This window comes from Streptomyces sp. RG80, from assembly GCF_040446465.1.
GTDB lineage: Bacteria > Actinomycetota > Actinomycetes > Streptomycetales > Streptomycetaceae > Streptomyces.
The window spans coordinates 372,812-397,026 of sequence record NZ_JBEAAJ010000010.1 but is presented as its reverse complement, the minus strand read 5'-3'; the positions used below and the strand labels follow the sequence as shown (position 1 = coordinate 397,026).

The 24,215-nt window shown below is 71.4% G+C and carries 21 protein-coding genes; 14 read left to right on the top strand and 7 right to left on the bottom strand.

Translation table 11 applies throughout. The features are described from left to right. Positions 1-47 precede the first annotated feature (47 nt). The 11 genes from hisI to lgt all read left to right on the top strand — a co-directional run bounded on the left by hisI (position 48) and on the right by lgt (position 8,863). The gene (gene hisI / locus ABKA17_RS34150; protein ID WP_353696196.1) at positions 48-464 is read left to right on the top strand and encodes a phosphoribosyl-AMP cyclohydrolase; all 417 of its coding nucleotides are present in this window, start codon (positions 48-50) and stop codon (positions 462-464) included. A gap of 11 nt (positions 465-475) precedes the next feature. Then, on the top strand, positions 476-1,954 hold the full coding sequence (locus ABKA17_RS34145; RefSeq protein ID WP_353696195.1) for an anthranilate synthase component I: 1,479 nt from the start codon (positions 476-478) through the stop codon (positions 1,952-1,954). A gap of 52 nt (positions 1,955-2,006) precedes the next feature. Next, positions 2,007-2,648, top strand: a complete 642-nt coding sequence (locus tag ABKA17_RS34140) for a TIGR02234 family membrane protein (RefSeq protein WP_353696194.1) — start codon at positions 2,007-2,009, stop codon at positions 2,646-2,648. 186 nt (positions 2,649-2,834) lie between these two features. Next, positions 2,835-3,071, top strand: a complete 237-nt coding sequence (locus ABKA17_RS34135) for an HGxxPAAW family protein (protein WP_046261892.1) — start codon at positions 2,835-2,837, stop codon at positions 3,069-3,071. 83 nt (positions 3,072-3,154) lie between these two features. Continuing rightward, positions 3,155-3,595, top strand: a complete 441-nt coding sequence (locus tag ABKA17_RS34130) for a DUF2752 domain-containing protein (protein WP_353696193.1) — start codon at positions 3,155-3,157, stop codon at positions 3,593-3,595. Positions 3,596-3,733: 138 nt separating this feature from the next. Beyond that, complete coding sequence (trpC, locus tag ABKA17_RS34125) at positions 3,734-4,543, top strand: indole-3-glycerol phosphate synthase TrpC (RefSeq protein WP_266828420.1); 810 nt, start codon at positions 3,734-3,736, stop codon at positions 4,541-4,543. Between the two features lie 21 nt (positions 4,544-4,564). After that, the gene (gene trpM / locus ABKA17_RS47990) at positions 4,565-4,780 is read left to right on the top strand and encodes a tryptophan biosynthesis modulator TrpM (RefSeq protein WP_502994454.1); all 216 of its coding nucleotides are present in this window, start codon (positions 4,565-4,567) and stop codon (positions 4,778-4,780) included. A 60-nt stretch (positions 4,781-4,840) separates the two neighbouring features. Continuing rightward, positions 4,841-6,127 (top strand): tryptophan synthase subunit beta, encoded by a 1,287-nt coding sequence (gene trpB / locus ABKA17_RS34120; protein ID WP_353696192.1) that lies wholly within the window; start codon positions 4,841-4,843, stop codon positions 6,125-6,127. Then, entirely contained in the window at positions 6,124-6,942 is an 819-nt protein-coding gene (gene trpA, locus ABKA17_RS34115) for a tryptophan synthase subunit alpha (protein WP_353696191.1), read from the top strand. The genes trpB and trpA overlap by 4 nt, the downstream gene beginning before the upstream one ends. 88 nt (positions 6,943-7,030) lie before the next feature. Next, on the top strand, positions 7,031-7,807 hold the full coding sequence (locus ABKA17_RS34110) for a DsbA family protein (protein ID WP_353696190.1): 777 nt from the start codon (positions 7,031-7,033) through the stop codon (positions 7,805-7,807). 81 nt (positions 7,808-7,888) lie between these two features. Beyond that, on the top strand, positions 7,889-8,863 hold the full coding sequence (lgt, locus tag ABKA17_RS34105; protein WP_353696189.1) for a prolipoprotein diacylglyceryl transferase: 975 nt from the start codon (positions 7,889-7,891) through the stop codon (positions 8,861-8,863). Between the two features lie 65 nt (positions 8,864-8,928). On the opposite strand, the gene ABKA17_RS34100 is transcribed toward lgt, so the two are convergent. From ABKA17_RS34100 to ABKA17_RS34070, 7 genes are read right to left on the bottom strand one after another with little or no spacing between them, the layout of a single operon-like run. Beyond that, positions 8,929-9,738, bottom strand: coding sequence for an HpcH/HpaI aldolase/citrate lyase family protein (locus tag ABKA17_RS34100; protein ID WP_353696188.1), 810 nt, complete (start codon positions 9,736-9,738; stop codon positions 8,929-8,931). Further along, positions 9,735-10,928: a CaiB/BaiF CoA transferase family protein gene (locus tag ABKA17_RS34095; RefSeq protein ID WP_353696187.1), complete on the bottom strand. Its 1,194-nt coding sequence runs from the start codon at positions 10,926-10,928 to the stop codon at positions 9,735-9,737. Before ABKA17_RS34095 ends, ABKA17_RS34100 begins: the two co-directional genes overlap by 4 nt. Further along, positions 10,925-11,818 (bottom strand): ribokinase, encoded by an 894-nt coding sequence (gene rbsK / locus ABKA17_RS34090; RefSeq protein ID WP_353696186.1) that lies wholly within the window; start codon positions 11,816-11,818, stop codon positions 10,925-10,927. Before rbsK ends, ABKA17_RS34095 begins: the two co-directional genes overlap by 4 nt. Next, positions 11,815-13,176, bottom strand: coding sequence for an ADP-ribosylglycohydrolase family protein (locus ABKA17_RS34085; RefSeq protein ID WP_353696185.1), 1,362 nt, complete (start codon positions 13,174-13,176; stop codon positions 11,815-11,817). The genes rbsK and ABKA17_RS34085 overlap by 4 nt, the downstream gene beginning before the upstream one ends. Next, on the bottom strand, positions 13,164-14,330 hold the full coding sequence (locus ABKA17_RS34080) for an ADP-ribosylglycohydrolase family protein (protein ID WP_353696184.1): 1,167 nt from the start codon (positions 14,328-14,330) through the stop codon (positions 13,164-13,166). Before ABKA17_RS34080 ends, ABKA17_RS34085 begins: the two co-directional genes overlap by 13 nt. 7 nt (positions 14,331-14,337) lie before the next feature. After that, positions 14,338-15,627 carry an ADP-ribosylglycohydrolase family protein gene (locus tag ABKA17_RS34075; RefSeq protein ID WP_353696183.1) on the bottom strand — a complete coding sequence of 430 codons (1,290 nt, stop codon included), beginning with the start codon at positions 15,625-15,627 and terminating at the stop codon, positions 14,338-14,340. Then, positions 15,624-16,718 (bottom strand): ADP-ribosylglycohydrolase family protein, encoded by a 1,095-nt coding sequence (locus tag ABKA17_RS34070; protein ID WP_353696182.1) that lies wholly within the window; start codon positions 16,716-16,718, stop codon positions 15,624-15,626. The genes ABKA17_RS34075 and ABKA17_RS34070 overlap by 4 nt, the downstream gene beginning before the upstream one ends. Positions 16,719-16,998: 280 nt before the next feature. On the opposite strand from ABKA17_RS34070, the gene ABKA17_RS34065 reads away from it, so the two are divergent. The 3 genes from ABKA17_RS34065 to ABKA17_RS34055 all read left to right on the top strand — a co-directional run bounded on the left by ABKA17_RS34065 (position 16,999) and on the right by ABKA17_RS34055 (position 24,151). After that, positions 16,999-17,730 carry a VIT1/CCC1 transporter family protein gene (locus ABKA17_RS34065; protein ID WP_353696181.1) on the top strand — a complete coding sequence of 244 codons (732 nt, stop codon included), beginning with the start codon at positions 16,999-17,001 and terminating at the stop codon, positions 17,728-17,730. A gap of 369 nt (positions 17,731-18,099) precedes the next feature. Continuing rightward, positions 18,100-22,698 (top strand): glutamate synthase large subunit, encoded by a 4,599-nt coding sequence (gene gltB / locus ABKA17_RS34060; protein ID WP_353696180.1) that lies wholly within the window; start codon positions 18,100-18,102, stop codon positions 22,696-22,698. After that, positions 22,691-24,151 carry a glutamate synthase subunit beta gene (locus tag ABKA17_RS34055; protein WP_353696179.1) on the top strand — a complete coding sequence of 487 codons (1,461 nt, stop codon included), beginning with the start codon at positions 22,691-22,693 and terminating at the stop codon, positions 24,149-24,151. Before gltB ends, ABKA17_RS34055 begins: the two co-directional genes overlap by 8 nt. Positions 24,152-24,215 lie beyond the last annotated feature (64 nt).

The window sequence follows — 24,215 nt, the reverse complement described above, 5'->3', positions numbered from 1 at the left end:
TGGACGCCACCCCTGAGCTGTCAGTGGCGCGCGGCACAATGGCACCCATGACCAGCACGCCCCCGCCCAGCAGCCTCGCCCCGGAGATCGCAGCGCGCCTCAAGCGCAGCGCCGACGGGCTCGTCCCCGCCATCGCCCAGCAGTACGACACCGGTGAGGTGCTGATGCTCGGCTGGATGGACGACGAGGCGCTGCACCGCACGCTCACCACCGGCCGCTGCACCTACTGGTCGCGCAGCCGCAGGGAGTACTGGGTCAAGGGCGACACCTCCGGCCACTTCCAGTGGGTCAGGTCGGTCGCGCTGGACTGCGACGCCGACACCCTGCTGGTCAAGGTCGACCAGGTCGGCGCCGCCTGCCACACCGGAGCGCGTACCTGCTTCGACGCCGACGTACTGCTCAAGGACGGCGCCGGCACCGACCAGGGCGCCGCCGATTCCGGCGTACCCGCCTCGGATCAGTAAGGTCAGCCGCCATGGACCTCGAGACCTTCCGCAAGCTCGCCACCGACCGGCGTGTCATCCCGGTCACCCGCAAGCTCCTCGCCGACGGCGACACCCCGGTCGCGCTCTACCGCAAGCTCGCCGCCGAGCGCCCCGGCACCTTCCTGCTGGAGTCCGCGGAGAACGGCCGCTCCTGGTCCCGCTACTCCTTCGTGGGCGTGCGCTCCGCCGCGACCCTCACCGCGCGCGACGGCCAGGCCCACTGGGTCGGCGCCCCGCCCGTCGGCGTCCCCGTCGACGGCGACCCGCTCGCCGCCCTGCGCGCCACCATCGAGGCCCTCCACACCCCGCACCAGGAGGGCATGCCGCCCTTCACCGGCGGCATGGTCGGCTACCTCGGCTACGACATCGTGCGCCGCCTGGAGAAGATCGGCCCCGGCGAGCGGGACGACCTGAAGCTGCCCGAGCTGACCATGCTCCTGACCAGCGACCTCGCGGTGATGGACCACTGGGAGGGCTCGGTCCTGCTGATCGCCAACGCGATCAACCACAACGACCTCGACACCGGCGTCGACGAGGCCTACGCCGACGCGGTGGCCCGCCTCGACACCATGGAGGCGGACCTCTCGCGCGCGGTCGCCCAGCCGCCCGCCGTGCTCCCGCCCTCCGAGCTCCCCGAGTACACCGCGCTGTGGGGCGGCCCCGACTTCCAGGAGGCCGTCGAGGACATCAAGGAGCGCATCCGTGCGGGCGAGGCCTTCCAGGTCGTCCCCTCCCAGCGCTTCGAGACACCGTGCACGGCAAGCGCGTTGGACGTGTACCGGGTCCTCAGGGCCACGAACCCGTCGCCGTACATGTACCTCTTCCGGTTCGACGGCTTCGACGTCGTCGGCTCGTCCCCCGAGGCCCTCGTCAAGGTCGAGGACGGACAGGCGATGGTCCACCCCATCGCCGGCACCCGGTGGCGCGGGGCGACCCCGCAGGAGGACCAGGCCCTCGCCGACGAACTGCTCGCCGACCCCAAGGAGCGCGCCGAGCACCTGATGCTCGTCGACCTCGGCCGCAACGACCTGGGACGGGTCTGCGAGCCGGGCTCGGTCGAGGTCGTGGACTTCATGTCCGTCGAGCGGTACTCCCACGTCATGCACATCGTCTCGACGGTCACCGGAAAGGTCGCCCAGGGCCGCACCGCCTTCGACGTCCTCACGGCGTGCTTCCCGGCGGGCACCCTCTCCGGCGCCCCCAAGCCCCGCGCGATGCAGATCATCGACGAACTCGAGCCCTCCCGGCGCGGGTTGTACGGTGGCTGCGTCGGCTACCTCGACTTCGCGGGCGACTCCGACACGGCCATCGCCATCCGCACGGCCCTGCTCCGCGACGGCACGGCCTACGTCCAGGCGGGCGCCGGCATCGTCGCCGACTCCGACCCCGTCGCCGAGGACACCGAGTGCCGCAACAAGGCCGCGGCGGTGCTGCGCGCGGTGCACACGGCGAACCGACTCGGGCAATAGGGCGCTTCTCATACGAACCCCGGGTGACGGTTCGCCCGGGGTTCGGGCGATAGTGGAGTACGTGACTGCCGTACCGCACCCCCGTTCCGAAGCCGCAGGACCCGCCAGGGCCGGCCGCCTCAGCCTCGCCGTAGCACTGCTGTCCGGCGCGCTCGGCGCCGCCGTGGCGCTGCTCGCGACCCGCCAGCAGTGGTCCCAGGGCACCGCCACGGTGGCCGGCGGCGACTTCCCGCTGACCGCCACCGGCAGCGACGTCACCGGCGTCCCCGCGGCCCTCGCCATAGTGGGCCTCGCCGCGCTCGTCGCCGTCTTCGCCGTTCGCAGGGCGGGCCGCTTCGCGGTCGCCGCGCTGCTCGCGCTCGCCGGCGCGGGGATCGTGGCCGCCTCCCTGTTCGGCGCGTCCGACAGCTCCGCGCTCGACGAGCAGGCCGCGAAGGCCTCCGGCGACGCGTCGGCGACGGTGACTGCGCTGAGCCACACCGCGTGGCCGTACGTCGCCGCGGCCGGCGGGGCGCTGATCCTGCTGGCCGGGTTGCTCGCGCTGCGGTACGGGCGGCTGTGGCCTGCGATGTCCGGTCGGTATGAGCGGAGTGGGGCGCCGCGTCCCGTCCGTAGGCCGAAGGCGGTCGATCCTGACCGGCCCGAGGAGATGTGGAAGGCCCTGGATCGAGGGGAAGACCCCACAGGGGCGTAGCGGTCGCGTGGAAGCTGCGGGCCGGTGGGGGCTTGTCGCGCCCGCGCGGCGGTAGCCGCAGATCAGATACAGCCCCGCGCCCCTTAGGTTGGTTGGACCACCCCCGATCACTTTGTCCGCGCGCGTGCGGAACAATGGATGCTGAGCGTCCGGCTCAGACACGTTTACAGCAACGAGGAGCAAGTCATGGCGGGCAGCAGCCACGGTCACACCCCGGCCGCCTGGACCGGTGTCACTATCGCCTTCATCGGTTTCTGCGTCGCGGGCGCCTTCATGGTGCTGGCCGAGCCGCTGGGATTCTGGGCGGGCATGGTGATCGTGGTCGCCGGTGGCATCATCGGCTGGATCATGAGCGCGATGGGTCTGGGTATGCCGAAGGACGCACACAAGGCGCTCGTGACCTCGGCGCAGACCGAGAGCTGATCGCCGTACGGCAGTCGCGTACGACTTCTCGAGGGGCGGCCCCGTGCCGCCCCTCACGCGCGTCCGGGCCCGGGCGGGGCACAATGCGAGGCGTGAACGCCGACAGCCACAGGGTGACGCCGTACGCGGCGCGGGCGGGCCGCCTGGCCGTGCCCGCGGGGATCCTCGCGGCCGTCGCCGGGGCCTTCGCGTACGTCGCCGCCGTGGACCCCAACGAGCCGGGCCACTACCCGGTCTGCCCGCTGCTGCGTCTCACCGGCCTGTACTGCCCGGGCTGCGGCGGACTGCGCAGCGCGCACGCCTTCGCCCACGGGGACTTCCTGACCGCGCTCCAGGCCAACGCGCCCGCCGTGCTCGGCTATCTGGGGTTCGCCGTGCTGTGGACCGTCTGGGTGGTGCGTACCGCGCGCGGACGACCGCTGCGGCTCGATCTCGGGTCCGTGCACCTCTGGACGGTCGGCGTATCGCTGCTGGTCTTCACCGTTGTCCGGAACCTGCCGTTCGGTGGCTGGCTGCATCCTTGATCAATTGGCGAACGTCCAGGTAGTGGGACCGGCGTCAACCGGATGTGAGGCCTACGCCTTCCTCCGGATACCATCGAAGTGACCACCTGTTCTCACTGGTCGCTGGAACTGTCAACCGTCTGGAAGGGGGCCGCTCGCGTGAGTGTGCTCGACGAGATCATCGACGGAGTCCGTGCCGACCTCGCGGAGCGGCAGGCGCGCGTCAGCCTCGACGAGCTCAAGGAGCGCGCTGCGAAGGCTCCCGCCGCCAAGGACGGGGTGGCCGCGCTGCGCGGCGACGGCGTCAAGGTCATCTGCGAGGTCAAGCGCTCCAGCCCCTCCAAGGGCGCGCTCGCCGCGATCGCCGACCCGGCCGGGCTCGCCGCGGACTACGAGGCGGGTGGCGCGGCCGTCATCTCCGTCCTCACCGAACAGCGGCGCTTCGGCGGCTCGCTGGCCGACCTGGAAGCCGTCCGCGCGCGCGTGGACATCCCGGTCCTGCGCAAGGACTTCATCGTCACGTCGTACCAGCTCTGGGAGGCCCGCGCGTACGGCGCCGACCTCGCCCTGCTGATCGTGGCGGCCCTCGACCAGCCCGCCCTGGAGTCGCTCATCGAGCGCGCGGTGTCCATCGGACTCACCCCGATCGTCGAGGTCCACGACGAGGACGAGGTCGAGCGCGCGGTGGACGCCGGTGCCAAGGTCATCGGTGTCAACGCCCGCAACCTCAAGACCCTCGAGGTCGACCGCGGCACCTTCGAGCGCGTCGCCCCCGAGATCCCGGACCACATCGTCAAGATCGCCGAGTCCGGCGTCCGCGGCCCCCACGACCTCATCGCCTACGCCAACGCCGGCGCCGACGCGGTCCTGGTCGGCGAGTCCCTGGTCACCGGCAAGGACCCGAAGTCCGCGGTCTCCGACCTGGTCGCGGCGGGCGAGCACCCGGCCCTGCGGCACGGGCGCAGTTGATCTTTCGATAGGCTTGTTCCGATGACGCTCACCATGACACCCACGGACAGGTACGCCCGCCTCGCGCGTGGCTGCCGCCCCCGTGGCTGCCGCGCCCCCGCACGCAGGGTGCACGGCAGGCGTGTGCGCTACGTCATCGGGGACGAACCCGGGCAGGTGAACGGCATGCGATGGCAGCGCCCCGTCAGGGGCGCGGGGAACTGCGCGACCAGCCACAACGGTCCCGCAGTCCACTGACCATCCCTGCCCCCACGGCGATCAGTGCTGTTCACACACCACTCACCGTGAGGTTCACCCATGCCCAGCGAGTTCTTCATCCCCGACCCCGAGGGTCAGGTCCCCAGCGCCGAGGGCTACTTCGGCGCGTTCGGCGGCAAGTTCATCCCGGAGGCCCTCGTCGCCGCCGTGGACGAGGTCGCCGTCGAGTACGACAAGGCCAAGCACGACCCCGAGTTCGCCCGCGAGCTCGACGACCTGCTCGTCCACTACACCGGCCGCCCCAGCTCCCTCACCGAGGTGCCGAGGTTCGCCGAACACGCCGGTGGCGCCCGGGTGTTCCTCAAGCGCGAGGACCTCAACCACACCGGCTCGCACAAGATCAACAACGTGCTCGGCCAGGCCCTGCTCACCAAGCGCATGGGCAAGACCCGGGTCATCGCCGAGACCGGCGCGGGCCAGCACGGCGTCGCGACGGCCACGGCCTGCGCGCTGTTCGGCCTCGAGTGCACGATCTACATGGGTGAGATCGACACCCAGCGCCAGGCCCTCAACGTGGCCCGGATGCGAATGCTCGGCGCCGAGGTCATCGCCGTGAAGTCCGGCAGCCGCACACTGAAGGACGCGATCAACGAGGCGTTCCGCGACTGGGTCGCCAACGTCGACCGCACGCACTACCTCTTCGGCACGGTCGCGGGGCCGCACCCCTTCCCGGCCATGGTCCGCGACTTCCACCGGGTCATCGGTGTCGAGGCCCGCCGGCAGATCCTGGAGCGGACCGGCCGGCTCCCCGACGCGGCCGTCGCCTGTGTCGGCGGCGGCTCCAACGCCATCGGCCTGTTCCACGCCTTCATCCCGGACGCCGACGTACGCCTCATCGGCTGCGAGCCCGCCGGGCACGGCGTGGAGACCGGCGAGCACGCGGCGACCCTGACCGAGGGCGAGCCCGGCATCCTGCACGGCTCCCGTTCCTACGTCCTTCAGGACGAGGAGGGCCAGATCACCGAGCCGTACTCCATCTCGGCCGGTCTGGACTACCCGGGCATCGGCCCGGAGCACTCCTACCTCAAGGACAGCGGCCGCGCCGAGTACCGCGCGGTCACCGACGACGCGGCCATGCAGGCACTGCGCCTGCTGTCCCGCACCGAGGGCATCATCCCGGCCATCGAGAGCGCCCACGCGCTGGCCGGTGCCCTGGAGGTCGGCAAGGAGCTCGGCAAGGACGGGCTGATCGTCGTCAACCTGTCCGGCCGCGGCGACAAGGACATGGACACGGCCGCGCGCTACTTCGGCCTGTACGACACCGACGCCGCCGTCGCGGCGAACGAGGCCGGCACCGGCGCGGAGATCGAGGGGGACGCCAAGTGAGCGGCAACATCCAACTGCTGTCCGACACCCTCGCCGCCGCCAGGGCCGAGGGACGCTCCGCGCTCATCGCCTACCTCCCGGCCGGGTTCCCGACCGTGGACGGCGGCATCGAGGCGATCAAGGCCGCCTTCGACGGCGGTGCCGATGTCGTCGAGGTCGGTCTGCCGCACAGCGACCCCGTCCTCGACGGCCCCGTCATCCAGACCGCCGACGACATCGCCCTGCGCGGCGGCGTCAAGATCGCGGACGTGATGCGCACGGTCCGGGAGAGCCACGAGGCGACCGGCAAGCCGGTGCTCGTCATGACGTACTGGAACCCCATCGACCGCTACGGCGTCGAGCGCTTCACCGCCGAGCTGGCGGAGGCGGGCGGTGCCGGGTGCATCCTGCCCGACCTGCCCGTCCAGGAGGCGGCCCTGTGGAGGGAGCACGCCGAGAAGCACGGGCTCGCCACGGTCTTCGTGGTCGCGCCCAGCAGCAAGGACGCGCGGCTCGCCGAGATCACCGCGGCGGGCAGCGGCTTCGTCTACGCCGCCTCCCTCATGGGCGTCACCGGCACCCGTGAGTCGGTGGGCGCGCAGGCCCAGGACCTGGTCGAGCGCACCCGTGCCACCCGCGCCGACCTGCCCGTCTGTGTCGGGCTCGGGGTCTCCAACGCCCAGCAGGCCGCGGAGGTGGCCGGCTTCGCCGACGGTGTGATCGTCGGCTCGGCGTTCGTGAAGCGGATGCTGGACGCGCCGGACGACAAGGCCGGCGTCGAGGCCGTCCGTGAGCTCGCGGGTGAGCTGGCGAAGGGCGTGCGCGGCCAGGCGTAGCAAGGTCGGACATTTCGTACAGGTCACTCGAACGGGTGGACCTGGGACCGGGGAGGCGCGCTGCGCCTCCCCGGTTCGTTCTGCGGGTGTGAGCGAGAAGAACCGTGAGGGAAAGCGCACCGCCCGCGAGCGGCTGGCGGTCGAGCGTGAGAAGCAGAAGGCCGCGGAGAAGCGGCGGCGAACGCTGATCGTGGGCGCGAGCGTGGTCTGTGTCCTGGGCCTCGCGGCGGTGATCGGAGTGGTCGCCGCCAACGCGGGCAAGGACGACGGCAGCGACTCCGCGGGCCCGGTCGTGGTGCCCTCGGGGGCCAACGGCGACGACAACCTGGCCCTCCCGGTCGGAAAGGCGAGCGCCAAGTCCTCGCTCACGATCTGGGAGGACTTCCGCTGCCCGGCCTGCAAGTCCTTCGAGGACGCCTACCGCTCGACCATCCACGAGCTGACGGCGTCCGGCGAGCTCAAGGTCGAGTACCACCTCGCGACGATCATCGACGGCAACATGGGCGGCTCCGGCTCCCGCAAGGCGGCCAACGCGGCGGCCTGCGCCCAGGACGCCGGCAAGTTCACGGCGTACCACGACGTGCTGTACGAGAACCAGCCGCAGGAAACCGACGACGCCTTCGCGAAGAACAGCAAGCTCATCGAGCTGGCGAAGAAGGTCGACGGCCTGGACACCGCCACGTTCCGCACCTGTGTCGAGGACGGCACCCACGACAGCTGGGTCACCAAGTCCGCGGCGGCCTTCCGCAACGGCGGATTCAGCGGCACCCCCACCGTCCTCCTCGACGGCAAGAACATCTACCAGGACCAGACCATGACCCCGGCCAAGCTGAAGAAGCAGGTGCAGGAGGCGAACAAGGGGTAAGAGTTCCGACCTTCCCGTTATGGACCCGTAGCCGGGCTGCCTGCCGTGGGCGGCGCCCGGCACGGTAGCGTCGGACCTGCCATGGAACTTGCCTATATTCCCAGTCCGTCGCACGGGGTGTACCACCTCTTCGGCGTCATTCCGCTGCGCGGCTATGCGTTCTGCATCATCATCGGCGTCTTCGTTGCCGTCTGGCTCGGCAACAAGCGCTGGCTCGCCCGGGGCGGGCGGGCCGGCACGGTGGCCGACATCGCTGTCTGGGCCGTGCCGTTCGGTCTGCTCGGCGGTCGGCTCTACCACGTGATCACGGACTACGAGCTGTACTTCAGCGCGGGCCGTGACTGGGTGGACGCCTTCAAGATCTGGGAGGGCGGTCTCGGCATCTGGGGCGCGATCGCGCTCGGTGCGCTGGGCGCCTGGATCGGCTGCCGCCGCCGGGGCATCCCGCTGCCGGCCTACGCCGACGCCATCGCCCCCGGTATCGCCCTCGCCCAGGGGATCGGACGCTGGGGCAACTGGTTCAACCAGGAGCTCTACGGGCGGGAGACGGACCTTCCGTGGGCCCTGCACATCACGTCCTCGACGGACGGCCGGGTACCGGGCTACTACCACCCGACCTTCCTGTACGAGTCCCTGTGGTGCATCGGCGTCGCCCTCCTCGTCATCTGGGCCGACCGCCGCTTCAAGCTGGGACACGGACGGGCGTTCGCGCTGTACGTCGCCGCGTACTGCGTGGGCCGGTTCTGGATCGAGTACCTCCGCGTCGACGACGCCCACCACATCCTGGGCCTGCGCCTGAACAACTGGACCGCGCTGGTCGTGTTCCTGCTCGCGGTGGCCTACATCGTGGTGTCGGCGAAGAAGCGGCCCGGCCGCGAAGAGGTCGTCGAGCCGAACGCCGACGGTCCTGACGGTGAGACCGCGGACGAGGGCAAGGCCGTGGACGCCGACTCCGCCGACGCCGCGGAAGACACCGAGGCCAAGGCCGAGACAGCGGACGAAGCCGAGGACGAGGCCAAGGACAAGGACGAGGCCGGGTCCGCGAAGAAGACCTGACAGTCTGTCGTACGACGACGAGGGCGCCCGGAGATCTCCGGGCGCCCTCGTCGTGTGTGCGGGCGTCAGTCTCTTCGGGCCAGCGTGAGTGTGCGCTGGGCTGCCGACACCACCGCCGCGTCGATGAATCTGCCGTCCGGGAGGGCCTGGGCGCCCTGTTGTGCGGCCGCTGCCTTCACCACCGTTTCGGCCTCCTGGATCTCCCGCTCCGTCGGGAGGTAGGCCCGTTCGATCACCGGGAGCTGGCGGGGGTGGATCGCGGCGCGGCCCAGGAAGCCCAGGGCGCGTCCGTGGGCGCAGGAGGCCGCGAGGGCTTCGAGGTCGCGGACGTCCGGGTGGACCGACTGGGGTGGGGGAGGCAGGCCGGCCGCTCTCGCCGCCACGACGACACGGGAGCGCGACCAGTCGAGGCCCCTGTCGTCCCGTACGCCGAGGTCGGCGCGGAGGTCCGCCTCGCCGAGGGCGATACCGCGCAGGGCGGGATGGGCGGTGGCGATCGCGTAGGCGTGCTCGATGCCTAGTGCCGACTCCAGGAGGGCGTACAGCGCGACCACGCCCGTGGCGGCCACGGCGGTGATCTGCTCCGGGGAGATCACCTTGGGCAGGCGGAGGCCGGCCAGGCCCGGGAGGGCGGCCAGAGCTTTCAGGTCGGTCGCGGCGAAGGGGGTGTCCAGGGCGTTCACCCGGACATGGATCGGGTGGGAACGGGGCTCGGAGAGGAGTTCGGCGGTGGCGTCCCGGGCGTAGGCCTTGCGGTCGGGGGCGACCGCGTCCTCCAGGTCGATCACCACGACGTCGGCGCCGGCCGTCAGGGCCTTCGCCACCACATGTGGGCGGTCGCCCGGGACGTACAGCCAGGTGACCGGTGTCGTCATACCGCGCCCTCCTCGCGCAGGCACGCCAACTCGGCCTCCGACAGGCCGAGTTCGGTCAGGACCTCATCCGTGTCCGCGCCGTGCGGGCGCCCCGCCCAGCGGATGCCGCCGGGGGTGGCGGAGAGCCGGAAGAGGACGTTCTGCATGCGCAGGGGGCCCAGTTCCGGGTCGGCGACGGTGGTGATCGTGTCGAGGGCCGCGTACTGGGGGTCAGTCATCACGTCCCGTACGTCCTGGACGGGGGCGACCGCCGCCTCCGCCTTCTCGAAGGCCGCCAGGACCTCGGTGCGGGTGCGGGCGGCGATCCAGGTGCCGACCGCCTCGTCGAGGACGTCGGCGTGGCGGGCCCGGTCGGCGCCGGTGGCGAACCACGGCTCGGCGGTCAGGTCCTCGCGGCCCACCAGGCGCATGACGCGCTCGGCGACCGACTGGGCCGAGGTGGAGACGGCGACCCAACTCCCGTCCGTGGTGCGGTAGGTGTTGCGTGGGGCGTTGTTGGCGGAGCGGTTGCCGGTGCGCTGCTGGACGTAGCCCAGCTGGTCGTACCAGGTGGGCTGGGGGCCGAGGACGGCGAGGATCGGTTCGATGATCGCCATGTCCACGACCTGGCCCTCGCCGGTGCGGTCCCGCGCGGCGAGGGCCGTCATGACCGCGTACGCCGTCGCGAGGCCCGCGATGGAGTCGGCGAGGCCGAAGGGCGGGAGGGTCGGGGGTGCGTCGGGTTCGCCGGTGATCGCGGCGAAGCCGCTCATCGCCTCGGCGAGGGTGCCGAAGCCGGGGCGATGGGATGCGGGGCCGAACTGGCCGAAGGCGGTGACCCGGGCGAGGACCAGCCGGGGGTTGGCGGCGGAGAGTTCGTCCCAGCCGAGGTCCCACTTCTCCAGGGTGCCCGGGCGGAAGTTCTCGATGACGACGTCCGCGGTCTCGGCCAGGCGCAGCAGGGTGGCGCGGCCGCCCGGCTTGGAGAGGTCGAGGGTGATGGTGCGTTTGTTGCGGCCGAGGAGCTTCCACCACAGGCCGATGCCGTCCTTGGCGGGGCCGTGGCCGCGGGAGGGGTCCGGCTTGGTGGGGTGCTCGACCTTGACGACCTCCGCGCCGAAGTCGCCGAGCATCGTGGCGGCCAGGGGGCCGGCGAAGAGGGTGGCGAGGTCGAGGACGCGGAGGCCGGTGAGGGGTGCGGCCCGGTTCATGAGGCGAACTGCTTGTCGATCTCCGGGCGGTACGGCATCGACGTCGAGGCGCCGGCCCGCTGGACCGAGAGGGCCGCCGCCGCGGCCGCCCACTCCAGTGCCTCCTTCATGGGACGGCCCTCGCCGAGCGCCACCGCGAGGGCGCCGACGAAGGTGTCGCCCGCGCCGGTCGAGTCGAGGGCGGTCACTCGCGGGGCGGGGACGGTGAGCGGTTCGGCGTCGCGGGACATGTACAGGCTGCCCGCGTCGCCCAGGGTGACGACCACCTCCGGCACCTCGTCGAGCAGGGCGATGGCCGCCGAGCGCGGGTCGATGCGGCCAGTGAGGGTGGTCGCCTCGTGCTCGTTGGGGACCAACAGGTCGGTGGCGGCGAGGAGTTCGATGGGCAACGGCTGGGCGGGGGCGGGTGTGAGGATCGTACGGACGCCGTGCGCGCGGGCCGCCTCGGCGCCCGCCACGACCGCGGCCAGCGGGATCTCCAGTTGGAGGAGGAGGGCGTCGGCGCCGGCGATGAGGCTCTCGTCGCCGGGGGCGAGGTGGTCGACGGTGCCGTTCGCGGCGGGGATCACGACGATCGCGTTGCCGCCCTCGTCGTCGACGACGATGTGGGCGGTGCCGGACGCGCCCTCGATGGTGCGCAGATGGTCGGTGTCGACGCCGGAGTGTTCGAGGGTGGAGCGCAGCTGGGTGCCGTGGGCGTCGTTGCCGACCGCGCCGATCATCGAGACGGTGGCCCCGGCGCGGGCCGCGGCGATGGCCTGGTTGGCGCCCTTGCCGCCGGGGATCGTACGGAACTCCCGTCCTGTCACGGTCTCTCCGCGCTGCGGGGCCTTCGCGACGTAGGCGACCAGGTCCATGTTCGTGCTGCCGAGTACGGCGATGTGGGTCATGGGCGGGAAGCCTCCACGTGGGTGAGGTGGGCGAGGGCGTCGAAGCCGGTGCCGTCGAAGTCGGCGACGGAGGTGGCGAGTCGGTTCTTGAGGGGGGCGGTCCAGCGGTCGGGGAGCCGCTCGGGGTCGCCGGTGAGGAGGGCGGCGATGCTGCCCGCGGTGGCACCGTTGGAGTCGGTGTCCCAACCGCCGCTCACCGCTTTGCAGATGGAGCCGGTGAAGTCGCCGTCCGCGTGGGTGAGGGCGGCGGCGATAAGGGCGGTGTTGGGGATCGCGTGGACCCAGTGGTGGGTGTGGGCGTAGGTGGCGTGGAGTTCGTCCACGACCTCGTCGAAGTCGGCGGTCTCCGCCGCGAGTCGGATCGCGTGCCGGATCGCCTGGGAGAGGCGGGAGGCCGGGGGGATCACGGTCAGGCCGGTGCGCAGACAGGCGTGGATGTCGTGGGTGCCGGTCGCCGCGCCGGCGATGGTGGCCGCCGTGAACATCGCCGCGTAGACGCCGTTGGCGGTGTGGGTGAGCGTGGCGTCCCGGTGGGCCTGCTCCGCAGCGGCCGCCGGGTCGCCGGGGTTGGTCCAGCCGTGGACGTCGGCCCGGATCAGGGCGCCGATCCATTCGCGGAAGGGGTTGCGGTGGCGGGCGGTGTGCGGGGGTTCCAGGCCCAGGAGGAGGTTGCGGTAGGCGATGCGCTCGGCGGTGAAGGTGCGGCCGGCGGGGAGTTCGTCGAGCCAGAGGGTCGCCACGTCCTGGGTGGTGAAGGCCCTGCCGTGGCGGCGCAGCAGGAGCAGGTTGAGGAGGGGGTAGTTGAGGTCGTCGTCCTCGGGCATGCCGTCGATGTTCTCGGCGAGGGAGGTGGGTGCCGAGCGGCGGTTCCAGGGGTGGGACCGCAGGAGTTCGGCGGGGACGCCCCGGGCTGTGAAGTAGGTGTTCAGGGGCCAGTTGCCGGTGGATCCGGCCAGTTGGCGGATGGCTTCGAGGGGGAGCTTCTCGACGGGCTTGCCCAGCAGACAGCCCACCGCGCGGCCCAGCCAGGCCGCTTCCAGGGCGAGGGCACGACTGCCCGCGGCTCGAGCCGGCGCGGGCCAGTCCGGGCAGCAGGCCTTGATCTTCTCCAGGTCGGTCGGCTCCCGGCCCGCCAACCTGCTGGGCAGGTCCGCCAGTTCGTCCAGCAGGTCTCTCGCGAGTTGTCGTAGGTACCTCGACGGCTGGTCGGGGGACGCTCCCGCTCGCAGCGGGGCCTCCTTGCCGCCCGCCGCCTTCCACCGTGCCGCGATCACCGTTGCCTCGCGGCCGTCCAGGGCCGCCTGGCGGAGCTCGTGGCCCAGCAGGTCCTCCGGCTGGACCCAGGTCAGTCGGTGCATCTCGGGCCGCCGATCTCGGCGAAGGCCGACTCGTGGGCCCGGCGGCGGCGTACGTCCCGTTCGAAGATCTCCCGGGTCACCTCGGTGAGCGTCGTCGCGGGTTCCCACAGGTCCAGGCGGCTGGCCTCGGACACCGTCTTCGCCCAGTCGTCCGGGGGCGGTGAACCGAGGGCGCCGGCGATCGCGCCGGTCATCGTCGCGATCGAGTCGCAGTCCCGTCCGTAGTTCACCGCTCCCAGCACCGCGTGCCGGTAGTCACCGCCGGCCACCAGCAACATGCCTAGGGCGACGGGGAGTTCCTCGATCGCGTGCAGACGGGAGGGGCGGCGGGCGCCGAGGGAGGGGGCACGGTAGTCGGGGCCCACCGTGTCGTAGGGGGCGACCGCTTCCCGCAGGGGGGTGAGCGCCGACTCGAAGTCCGTGTGGTCGTGCGCGACTTCGCAGACCCGTCTGATCGCTTCCCGGGTGCCGTCCTTGGCCAGGGAGAGACAGGCGGTGACGACCGACTCCGGGGTCGCGTTCGGCCGGCACGCCGCCGCCACCGCCGCCGCGAAGACTCCGGCCGCCTCCCGGCCGTACGACGACTGGTGGGCGCCCGCGATGTCCAGGGCCTCGGCGTAGGCGGTCCGTGGGTCCGCGGCGTTGACCAGGCCCACCGGGGCCATGTACATGGCCGCACCGCAGTTGACGATGTTGCCGACGCCCGCTTCGCGGGGGTCGACATGGCCGTAGTGGAGCCGCGTGGCCAGCCACTTCTCCGCGAGGAAGACGCGGTGCAGGGGGAGGGCCTCCTGTTCGAGCTCCGGGATCCAGCGGGGGTTCGTCATCAGGTCGGGGACCAGGTGGTCGGCGATCGCGTACGCGTCCAGGTGGTCGCGGACCCGGGCGTAGACCCTGATCAGGGCGTGCGTCATCAAGGTGTCGTCGGTGACGTGGCCGTCGCCCTTGTGGTACGGGGCGATGGGACGGGCGGTGCGCCAGGCGTCGCCGTTCCAGGGGCCGACGATGCCGTGGACGCGGCCGGCGTGGCGTTCGAGGATCTGGTCGGGGGAGTAGCCCTCCACCGGGCCGCCCAGGGCGTCGCCGACCGCCGCGCCCACGAGGGCGCCGGTGATTCGGTCCTCGATATGGGTTTCTGAAGCTTTGGGCGTCATGCCCGAATCATCCCCCCGGTGGGGGCGGTTGTGTGGCTTCCAGGAGTCCGGCGAGTTCCACGAGGTCGGTGCCGGTGAGACGGGGCAGGGCGCAGCCGGAGAGGGTGCGGCAGGCGTCCCGCCAGGTGGCGGGGATCGCCTGTCCGCCGCTCAGAGCGCCGGTGAGGGCGCCGGTCAGGGCCGGGGCGGAGTCGGCGACCCGGGAGAGACAGGCCGCCGCCGGTACGGCTTCGGCGATGCGGCCGTTCGCCGCGGTGGCCAGGGCGAGGGCCACCGGGACCGTTTCGGCCGCCGCGATGCCGTAGCTGTAGACGTGGTCGACGATTTGGTGTTCGAGGAGGGGGATCAGGGCGAAGGCGCTCTCCGCGTCGCGGGCCAGTGCGAGGGCGTGGCGGGCGTTGCGGCCGATCTCGGTCTCCGGGGGGAGTTCGGTGAGGGCGGCGGCGGTGCAGGCCTGGATGTCGGCGCCGGTCAGGGCGAGGGAGACGGCCGCCGCCATCGCTCTCGCGCCGTGCACGCCGTCGCCGTCCTGGGTGTAACGGGCGTCGAACTCGGCCAGATCCGCGGCGAGTCGGGGGCTGCCGGGGTGGGCCGCCGCGAGGACGCAGGCGCGGACGCAGGCCGCGTCGTCGAAGTAGTGGGGGTTGTCGTGGCCGGTGGCGGGCGGGCGCAGGCCGGTGGCGAGGTTGCCGAGGCCTGCCCTCACGGAGATACGGGCGCGCAGGGGGAGTACGGCGGACTCGACCTCCGGGGCGCGGTCGGCCGCCGCGGCGACTTCGCTGGCGAGCGCGTTCCAGGTGAGGTCGATCGCGGCTCTTGTACGGCGTGCTCGGCTCAGGTCGCTGAGGACGGTGTCGTCGCCTGCGCGCAGGAGGGCTTCGGCGGCGAAGGCAGCCCATTCGGCGTCGTCGGAGGGGCCCAGGCGGAGGGGTTCCGGGGGTTGGTTGAGGGCGATGGGGACGGGGAGGGTGGTGGTGGCGTTCTGTTCGGCGAAGGTGTCGAGTTCGCGGGTGAGGCGGCGGGTCCAGTCGGGCATGCGGGCGGCTCGGTGGCGGGCCGCGGGCCAGCCGGCGGCGTCGCCTGCGGCGAGTCCTAGGAGGAGGCCTTCGATACGCCGGGGGCCTGTGGCGGGGTCGCTGACGGACATAGTCGCCCCCGCCGCCCCTACCCGTTCCCGTCCTCCAGGGGCTGCCGCCCCTTCGACCCCGCCTCCAGGGGGCTCCGCCCCCTGGACCCCCGTCGGCCCTGAAGGGGCCTCGTCCTCAAACGCCGGACAGGCTGAAAGATGCGGGCTCATCGGATCGCCCCCGGCTCCTCGTCCGCCGCCAGCGTGAAGGCCGTCGGGTCCGGGGGCGGCCAGGGTGTTTCCGTGTGGGTCGGGTCTGATTCTCGTAGCGCTTGTGTCAGGCGGTCCGCCACGTCCAGTACGTGGTGGCCCGCCATCGCCGGGAGGCAGCTGCCCTTCGCCGGGCCGATGGCCACCGCCCAGTCCGCCGGGATCGAGGAGGCGCCCCTGGTCGCGCCTGCCAGGGCGCCCGCCACCGCTGCCGTCGTGTCGGCGTCGCGGCCCATGTTGACCGCGGTGAGGACCGCCTCGACGAAGTCGCCGTCGGCGGCCGCGTAGGCGCCGAAGGCCAGGGCCACCGCCTCGGGGGCCAGGTCGGTCCAGGGGTAGCCGCCGATCACGACCGCGGAGCGGACCGCTCGTTCGCCTCGGTGGGCGACGGCCACGGCGCGGCGGAGTGAGCGTGCCGTCCAGGAGTCGTCCGGGATCACGGCCAGTGCCGATGCCACCACGGCGATGGTGGGGGCGCCGGCCATCGCCGCGGCCACGCCCGCCGCCACCGCCTGGCCGCCGTAGATGCCCTCGCCGTCGTGGCTCACCGAGCCGTCGATCGCCACCAGCCGGGCCGCCTCCGCCGGGCGGCCCGCCGCGAAGACGCCGAAGGGGGCCGCCCGCATGGCCAGGCCGTCGCTCCAGGCGTGGCGGTGCTGGGCGGAGATGGGGGCGGCCAGGCCTCGGCGGAGGTTCTCCAGGGTGCCGCGTTCGCTGAAGCCGGCGCCTCGGAACGGGCCCTCGTCCCGGTCCGCGATCCACTCGTGCCAGGCCGCCTCCACGTCCGCCGGAGTCAGTGCCGAGCCGTGGCGGGACAGCAGCAGGCCCGAGAAGATCGCGTACTCCGTGTCGTCGGTGCCCGCGGGGCTCTCCGCCACGTAGCCCGTGATGCGGCCCCAGCGGGCCCGGATCTGCGAGGGCTTCATGTTCTCGGCGGGGGCCCCGAGCGCGTCGCCGACCGCCAGGCCCAGCAGTGCGCCGCGGGCCCGCTCGCGGAGTCCGGTGGCGTCCCCGGGGGCCGGGACCGAGGGAATGCAGGCGATGGATGCCATACGGGGCCTCTCCTCCGGAGGCTCCGCACAGCGCGCGGGGCCTTTGCGGATGTGTCCCACCGGCGCGCGTCACCAGAGCATCAGGGGGCACAGCATCACCCGGTCGACATCTGAGCGGCCTCCCGATCGTATGCGCATTCGACGGTAAAGCCGCAGGTTAGCCCAGCCTTTCCTTTCTGGCGGGCGGGAATTCCGGAGCGTAGAGTCTGGTTGTCAAGGATTAGAATCAGTCCAAACTCAGCTTTGGCTTAGCTTGGTTTAGCTTCCTGGGGGATCCCGCATGGCCATCATCGAGACCGAGGCGCCGCTGCACGAGGCGCACCGTGACAACCACACGCACCGGGATGTGAACGGCGGCTGGCTGCGGCCCGCCGTCTTCGGGGCGATGGACGGGCTGGTGTCCAACCTGGCCCTGATGACCGGTGTCGCCGGAGGGTCGGTGGGGCAGCAGGTGATCGTGGTGACCGGACTCGCCGGGCTGGCCGCCGGTGCCTTCTCCATGGCCGCCGGTGAGTACACCTCCGTCGCCTCGCAGCGGGAGCTCGTCGAGGCCGAGCTGGATGTCGAGCGGCGGGAGCTGCGGAAGCATCCGCAGGACGAGGAGGCCGAGCTCGCGGCGCTCTACGAGGCCCGGGGTGTCGAGCCGTGGCTCTCCCGTGAGGTCGCCAAGCAGTTGTCGCGCGATCCCGAGCAGGCCCTGGAGATACACGCGCGCGAGGAGCTCGGGATCGACCCCGGGGATCTGCCGTCGCCGCTGGTCGCCGCCGGGTCCTCGTTCGGGGCGTTCGCGCTGGGGGCGCTGCTTCCCGTGCTGCCGTATCTGCTCGGTGCGAGCGCGCTGTGGCCGGCGGTGCTCGTGGCCCTCGTCGGACTGTTCGCCTGCGGTGCCGTGGTGGCCAAGGTGACGGCGCGGAGCTGGTGGTTCAGCGGACTGCGGCAGCTCGCTCTCGGCGGTGCCGCGGCCGGTGTGACGTACGCCCTGGGCAGCTTGTTCGGAACCGCCGTAGGATAGGTCGACTGGAACTTATGCGTTGGGCCGTATAAGTAGCCGTTACTCACTGGTTTCGAACGCTTAACCACTGGGCATGAGCCGTAAGCGCTGTGGGCAATGACGCCTGCCGCGCACCCGCGAGGTGGACGACCACGTCTGTCTCGCCCTGGATCGGCGGACACTGATCTGTCTCGTTCGGTCCCACACACTTCAAGCCATGTGCGCGATACCCGCGTCGCGACCCCGTGGCGTCCGCATGTTGGAACGGAGTATCCGGTTCCCGAGATCCGCTCCATCATGTAACCTGCACGAAATTTTGCACTTACGCAGAGGGCCAACGTCGTCCCTTCGCAAGTTCACATGCCACTTGAGACGACGACGGGAGAGCCGATGCGTACGCCGCGCCAGCCGTCCCAGCACTCCGCGAATGGCCAGAAGTGGTCCTTCATGGATGCTCGCCCTGCTGCGCAGGGTATGTACGACCCCCGCAACGAAAAGGACGCCTGTGGCGTCGGTTTCGTGGCCACCCTCACCGGCGAGGCGAGCCACGCGCTGGTCGAGCAGGCGCTCACGGTTCTGCGCAACCTGGAGCACCGCGGTGCCACCGGCTCCGAGCCCGACTCGGGTGACGGCGCGGGCATCCTGACCCAGGTCCCGGACGCGTTCTTCCGCGAGGTCGCCGGGTTCGAGCTGCCCGAGGCCGGTGCGTACGCCGTCGGTATCGCCTTCCTGCCCGAGGAGGGCACCGAGGACGCCGTCTCACGTATCGAGACGATCGCCGGCGAGGAAGGGCTCACCGTTCTGGGCTGGCGTGAGGTTCCCATCGCCCCCGAACTGCTCGGCGCCACCGCCCGGTCGACGATGCCCGTCTTCCGCGAGGTCTTCGTCGCCGACGGCTCCAGCGCGGGTATCGAGCTCGACCGCAAGGCGTTCGTGCTGCGCAAGCGTGCCGAGCGCGAGGTCGACGTCTACTTCCCCTCGCTGTCCGCGCGCACGATCGTCCACAAGGGCATGCTGACCACCGGCCAGCTCGAGCCCTTCTTCCCGGACCTGTCCGACCGCCGCTTCGGCTCGGCCGTCGCCCTCGTCCACTCGCGCTTCTCCACGAACACCTTCCCGTCGTGGCCGCTCGCGCACCCCTACCGCTTCGTCGCGCACAACGGTGAGATCAACACCGTCAAGGGCAACCGCAACTGGATGGTGGCCCGCGAGTCGCAGCTCGTCTCGGACCTGTTCGGGAACGACGACAAGGCGCTGGACCGCGTCTTCCCCGTCTGTACGCCGGACGCCTCCGACTCGGCGTCCTTCGACGAGGTGCTGGAGCTGCTCCACCTCGGTGGCCGCTCGCTGCCGCACTCCGTGCTGATGATGATCCCGGAGGCGTGGGAGAACCACGACTCCATGGACCCGGCCCGCCGCGCCTTCTACCAGTTCCACTCCACGATGATGGAGCCCTGGGACGGCCCGGCCTGTGTCACCTTCACCGACGGCGTCCAGGTGGGCGCGGTCCTCGACCGCAACGGCCTGCGCCCGGGCCGCTACTGGGTCACCGACGACGGCCTCGTCGTCCTCGGCTCCGAGGTCGGCGTCCTCGACATCGACCCCGCCAAGGTCGTCCGCAAGGGCCGCCTCCAGCCCGGCAAGATGTTCCTCGTCGACACCGCCGAGCACCGCATCATCGAGGACGACGAGATCAAGGCGCAGCTCGCCGCCGAGGCCCCCTACGCGGAGTGGCTGGAGGCCGGCGAGATCGAGCTCTCGGACCTGCCCGAGCGCGAGCACATCGTGCACACCCACGCCTCGGTCACCCGCCGCCAGCAGACCTTCGGCTACACCGAGGAAGAGCTGCGCATCATCCTCGCGCCGATGGCCAAGACCGCCGGCGAGCCGCTCGGTTCGATGGGTACGGACTCGCCGATCGCCGCGCTGAGCGAGCGTCCGCGTCTCCTCTTCGACTACTTCACCCAGCTGTTCGCGCAGGTCACCAACCCGCCGCTGGACGCGATCCGCGAGGAGCTCGTCACCTCGCTGCGTTCCTCGCTGGGCCCGCAGGGCAACCTGCTGGAGCCGACCGCCGCGTCCTGCCGGACCGTCACCCTGCCCTTCCCGGTCATCGACAACGACGAGCTCGCCAAGCTCATACACATCAACGCCGACGGCGACATGCCCGGCTTCAAGGCCGCGACCCTCTCCGGTCTGTACCGGGTCTCCGGCGGTGGCGACTCCCTCGCCGCGCGCATCGACGAGATCTGCGCCGAGGCCGACGCCGCCATCGACAACGGCGCCCGGCTGATCGTCCTGTCGGACCGGCACTCCGATGCCGAGCACGCGCCGATCCCGTCGCTGCTGCTGACCGCGGCCGTCCACCACCACCTCATCCGCACCAAGCAGCGCACCGAGGTGGGCCTGCTGGTCGAGGCCGGTGACGTCCGCGAGGTCCACCACGTCGCCCTGCTGATCGGCTTCGGCGCCGCGGCCGTGAACCCGTACCTCGCCATGGAGTCGGTGGAGGACCTGCTGCGCGCGGGCACCTTCCTGAACGGCATGGAGCCCGAGCAGGCGATCCGCAACCTGATCTACGCGCTCGGCAAGGGCGTCCTGAAGGTCATGTCCAAGATGGGCATCTCGACCGTCGCCTCCTACCGCGGCGCCCAGGTCTTCGAGGCCGTCGGTCTCGATACGGCCTTCGTCGAGAAGTACTTCAACGGCACGGCCACCAAGATCGGCGGCGTCGGCATCGACGTCATCGCCAAGGAGGTCGCCGCCCGGCACGCCAAGGCGTACCCCGCCTCCGGCATCGCCCCGGCGCACCGCGCCCTGGAGATAGGCGGCGAGTACCAGTGGCGCCGCGAGGGCGAGCCGCACCTGTTCGACCCGGAGACGGTCTTCCGCCTCCAGCACTCCACGCGCACCGGCCGCTTCGACATCTTCAAGATGTACACGGACCGGGTCAACGAGCAGTCCGAGCGGCTGATGACCCTGCGCGGGCTCTTCGGCTTCAAGTCGGACCGTCCCTCGATCTCGATCGACGAGGTCGAGCCGGCCAGCGAGATCGTCAAGCGCTTCTCCACCGGCGCCATGTCGTACGGCTCCATCTCCAAGGAGGCGCACGAAACCCTCGCCATCGCCATGAACCAGTTGGGCGGCAAGTCCAACACCGGTGAGGGCGGCGAGGACCCGGACCGGCTGTACGACCCGGCCCGCCGGTCCAGCATCAAGCAGGTCGCCTCCGGCCGCTTCGGTGTGACCTCCGAGTACCTGGTCAACGCGGACGACATCCAGATCAAGATGGCCCAGGGCGCCAAGCCCGGCGAGGGCGGCCAGCTGCCCGGCCACAAGGTGTACCCGTGGGTCGCGAAGACGCGTCACTCGACGCCGGGCGTGGGCCTGATCTCCCCGCCGCCGCACCACGACATCTACTCCATCGAGGACCTGGCCCAGCTGATCCACGACCTGAAGAACGCGAACCCGCAGGCGCGGATTCACGTGAAGCTGGTCTCCGAGGTCGGCGTCGGCACGGTCGCCGCGGGTGTCTCCAAGGCGCACGCGGACGTCGTGCTCATCTCCGGCCACGACGGCGGCACGGGCGCCTCGCCGCTGACGTCCCTCAAGCACGCCGGTGGTCCCTGGGAGCTCGGTCTCGCGGAGACCCAGCAGACCCTGCTGCTCAACGGCCTGCGCGACCGCATCGTCGTGCAGACCGACGGTCAGCTCAAGACCGGCCGTGACGTCGTCATCGCCGCGCTGCTCGGCGCCGAGGAGTTCGGTTTCGCGACCGCGCCGCTCGTCGTCTCCGGCTGCGTCATGATGCGCGTCTGCCACCTGGACACCTGCCCGGTCGGCATCGCCACCCAGAACCCGACGCTGCGCGACCGGTTCGCCGGCAAGGCCGAGTACGTCGTGAACTTCTTCCAGTTCATCGCCGAAGAGGTCCGCGAGATCCTCGCCGAGCTGGGCTTCCGCTCCATCGAGGAGGCCGTCGGCCACGCCGAGACCCTCGACGTCGCGCGGGCCGTCGACCACTGGAAGGCGCAGGGCCTGGACCTGGCCCCGCTCTTCCACGTGCCCGAACTGCCCGAGGGCGCCGCCCTGCACCAGGTCATCGAGCAGGACCACGGTCTGGAGAAGGCGCTCGACAACGAGCTCATCAAGCTCGCCGCCGACGCCCTGGCCGCCGACTCGGCGACCGACGCCCAGCCGGTGCGCGCCCAGGTCGCGATCCGCAACATCAACCGCACGGTCGGCACCATGCTCGGCCACGAGGTGACGAAGAAGTTCGGTGGCGCGGGCCTGCCCGACGACACCATCGACATCACCTTCACCGGCTCCGCCGGCCAGTCCTTCGGCGCCTTCCTCCCGCGCGGTGTCACGCTGCGCCTGGAGGGCGACGCCAACGACTACGTCGGCAAGGGCCTCTCCGGCGGCCGCGTGATCGTCCGTCCCGACCGGGGCGCCGACCACCTCGCCGAGTTCTCCACGATCGCGGGCAACACCATCGCGTACGGCGCGACCGGCGGCGAGCTGTTCCTGCGCGGTCGTACCGGTGAGCGCTTCTGCGTCCGCAACTCCGGTGCGCTGGTGGTCTCGGAGGGCGTGGGCGACCACGGCTGCGAGTACATGACCGGCGGCCACGCGGTGGTCCTGGGCGAGACGGGCCGCAACTTCGCGGCCGGTATGTCCGGCGGTATCGCGTACGTCATCGACCTGAACCGCGACAACGTCAACGTGGGCAACGTCGGCGCGGTCGAGGAACTGGACGACAGCGACAAGCAGTGGCTGCACGACGTGGTGCGCCGCCACGCGGAGGAGACCGGCTCGACGGTCGCCGAGAAGCTGCTCGCCGAGTGGGACACCGCCGTGGAGCGCTTCAGCAAGATCATCCCCAGCACGTACAAGGCAGTGCTCGCCGCCAAGGCCGCCGCCGAGCAGGCCGGTCTCTCCGAGACCGAGATCACCGAGAAGATGATGGAGGCGGCGATCAATGGCTGACCCGAAGGGCTTCCTGAACCACGGCCGTGAGGTCGCCAAGTCCCGCCCCGTCGACGTACGTCTGAAGGACTGGAACGAGGTCTACGTTCCGGGTTCGCTGCTGCCGATCATCTCGAAGCAGGCGTCCCGCTGCATGGACTGCGGTATCCCGTTCTGTCACAACGGCTGTCCGCTGGGGAACCTCATCCCCGAGTGGAACGACTACGCCTACCGCGAGGACTGGGCGGCGGCTTCGGAGCGGCTGCACGCGACGAACAACTTCCCCGAGTTCACGGGGCGGTTGTGCCCGGCTCCCTGCGAGTCGGCGTGTGTGCTCGGCATCAACCAGCCCGCCGTGACCATCAAGAACGTCGAGGTCTCGATCATCGACAAGGCGTGGGACAGCGGTGACGTCGAGCCGCAGGCCCCCGAGCGCCTGTCCGGCAAGACCGTCGCGGTCATCGGCTCGGGCCCGGCGGGCCTGGCCGCCGCCCAGCAGCTCACGCGGGCCGGCCACACCGTCGCCGTCTACGAGCGTGCCGACCGCGTCGGCGGACTGCTCCGCTACGGCATCCCCGAGTTCAAGATGGAGAAGCGGCACATCAACCGCCGCATCGAGCAGATGCGCGCGGAGGGCACCCGCTTCCGTACCGGGATCGAGATCGGCCGCGACCTCAAGGCGACCGACCTGAAGAAGCGGTACGACGCCGTCGTGATCGCCGCCGGTGCGACGACCGCGCGTGACCTGCCGGTGCCGGGCCGCGAGCTCAAGGGCATCCACCAGGCCATGGAGTACCTGCCGCTGGCCAACAAGGTGCAGGAGGGCGACTTCGTGGCGCCCCCCATCACCGCCGAGGGCAAGCACGTCGTGGTCATCGGCGGTGGCGACACCGGCGCCGACTGCGTGGGCACCGCCCACCGCCAGGGCGCGGCCTCGGTCACCCAGCTGGAGATCATGCCGCAGCCCGGCGAGGACCGTGCCCCGCACCAGCCGTGGCCGACCTTCCCGATGCTGTACAAGGTCACCTCCGCGCACGAGGAGGGCGGCGAGCGGGTCTACTCCGTCTCCACGACCCACTTCGAGGGCGACGAGGACGGCAACGTCCAGTGGCTGCACCTCACCGAGGTCGAGTTCATCGAGGGCAAGCTGACCTCGAAGCCGGGCACGGAGCGCAAGATCCCCGCCCAGCTGGTCACCCTCGCGATGGGCTTCACCGGCACCGACCGGGAGAACGGTCTGGTCGAGCAGTTCGGCCTGGCCCTCGACGAGCGCGGCAACATCGCCCGCGACGCCGACTTCCAGACCAACGTCCCCGGCGTGTACGTCGCCGGTGACGCGGGCCGCGGCCAGTCGCTCATCGTGTGGGCCATCGCGGAGGGCCGCTCGGCCGCCCGCGGTGTGGACCGCTTCCTGACCGGCGCCAGCGAACTGCCGGCCCCGATCCGCCCGACGGACCGCTCCCTGATGGTCTGACGGCTCGTCAAAAAGCCCTGACCGGCTCAGAGAACGTCCCGTACAAAGGCGTACGGAACACTGA

Coding starts and splice junctions, on each gene's coding strand:
- ABKA17_RS34070 (WP_353696182.1), bottom strand. CDS start 16,718: ATGGCATCCATCGCCTGCATTCCCTCGGTCCCGGCCCCCGGGGACGCC.
- trpB (WP_353696192.1), top strand. CDS start 4,841: ATGCCCAGCGAGTTCTTCATCCCCGACCCCGAGGGTCAGGTCCCCAGC.
- ABKA17_RS34065 (WP_353696181.1), top strand. CDS start 16,999: ATGGCCATCATCGAGACCGAGGCGCCGCTGCACGAGGCGCACCGTGAC.
- ABKA17_RS34080 (WP_353696184.1), bottom strand. CDS start 14,330: ATGACGCCCAAAGCTTCAGAAACCCATATCGAGGACCGAATCACCGGC.
- ABKA17_RS34130 (WP_353696193.1), top strand. CDS start 3,155: ATGCGAGGCGTGAACGCCGACAGCCACAGGGTGACGCCGTACGCGGCG.
- rbsK (WP_353696186.1), bottom strand. CDS start 11,818: ATGACCCACATCGCCGTACTCGGCAGCACGAACATGGACCTGGTCGCC.
- ABKA17_RS34135 (WP_046261892.1), top strand. CDS start 2,835: ATGGCGGGCAGCAGCCACGGTCACACCCCGGCCGCCTGGACCGGTGTC.
- hisI (WP_353696196.1), top strand. CDS start 48: ATGACCAGCACGCCCCCGCCCAGCAGCCTCGCCCCGGAGATCGCAGCG.
- lgt (WP_353696189.1), top strand. CDS start 7,889: ATGGAACTTGCCTATATTCCCAGTCCGTCGCACGGGGTGTACCACCTC.
- ABKA17_RS34145 (WP_353696195.1), top strand. CDS start 476: ATGGACCTCGAGACCTTCCGCAAGCTCGCCACCGACCGGCGTGTCATC.
- ABKA17_RS34075 (WP_353696183.1), bottom strand. CDS start 15,627: ATGAGCCCGCATCTTTCAGCCTGTCCGGCGTTTGAGGACGAGGCCCCT.
- ABKA17_RS34095 (WP_353696187.1), bottom strand. CDS start 10,928: ATGAACCGGGCCGCACCCCTCACCGGCCTCCGCGTCCTCGACCTCGCC.
- ABKA17_RS34055 (WP_353696179.1), top strand. CDS start 22,691: ATGGCTGACCCGAAGGGCTTCCTGAACCACGGCCGTGAGGTCGCCAAG.
- ABKA17_RS34100 (WP_353696188.1), bottom strand. CDS start 9,738: ATGACGACACCGGTCACCTGGCTGTACGTCCCGGGCGACCGCCCACAT.
- ABKA17_RS34085 (WP_353696185.1), bottom strand. CDS start 13,176: ATGCACCGACTGACCTGGGTCCAGCCGGAGGACCTGCTGGGCCACGAG.
- trpM (WP_502994454.1), top strand. CDS start 4,565: ATGACGCTCACCATGACACCCACGGACAGGTACGCCCGCCTCGCGCGT.
- gltB (WP_353696180.1), top strand. CDS start 18,100: ATGCGTACGCCGCGCCAGCCGTCCCAGCACTCCGCGAATGGCCAGAAG.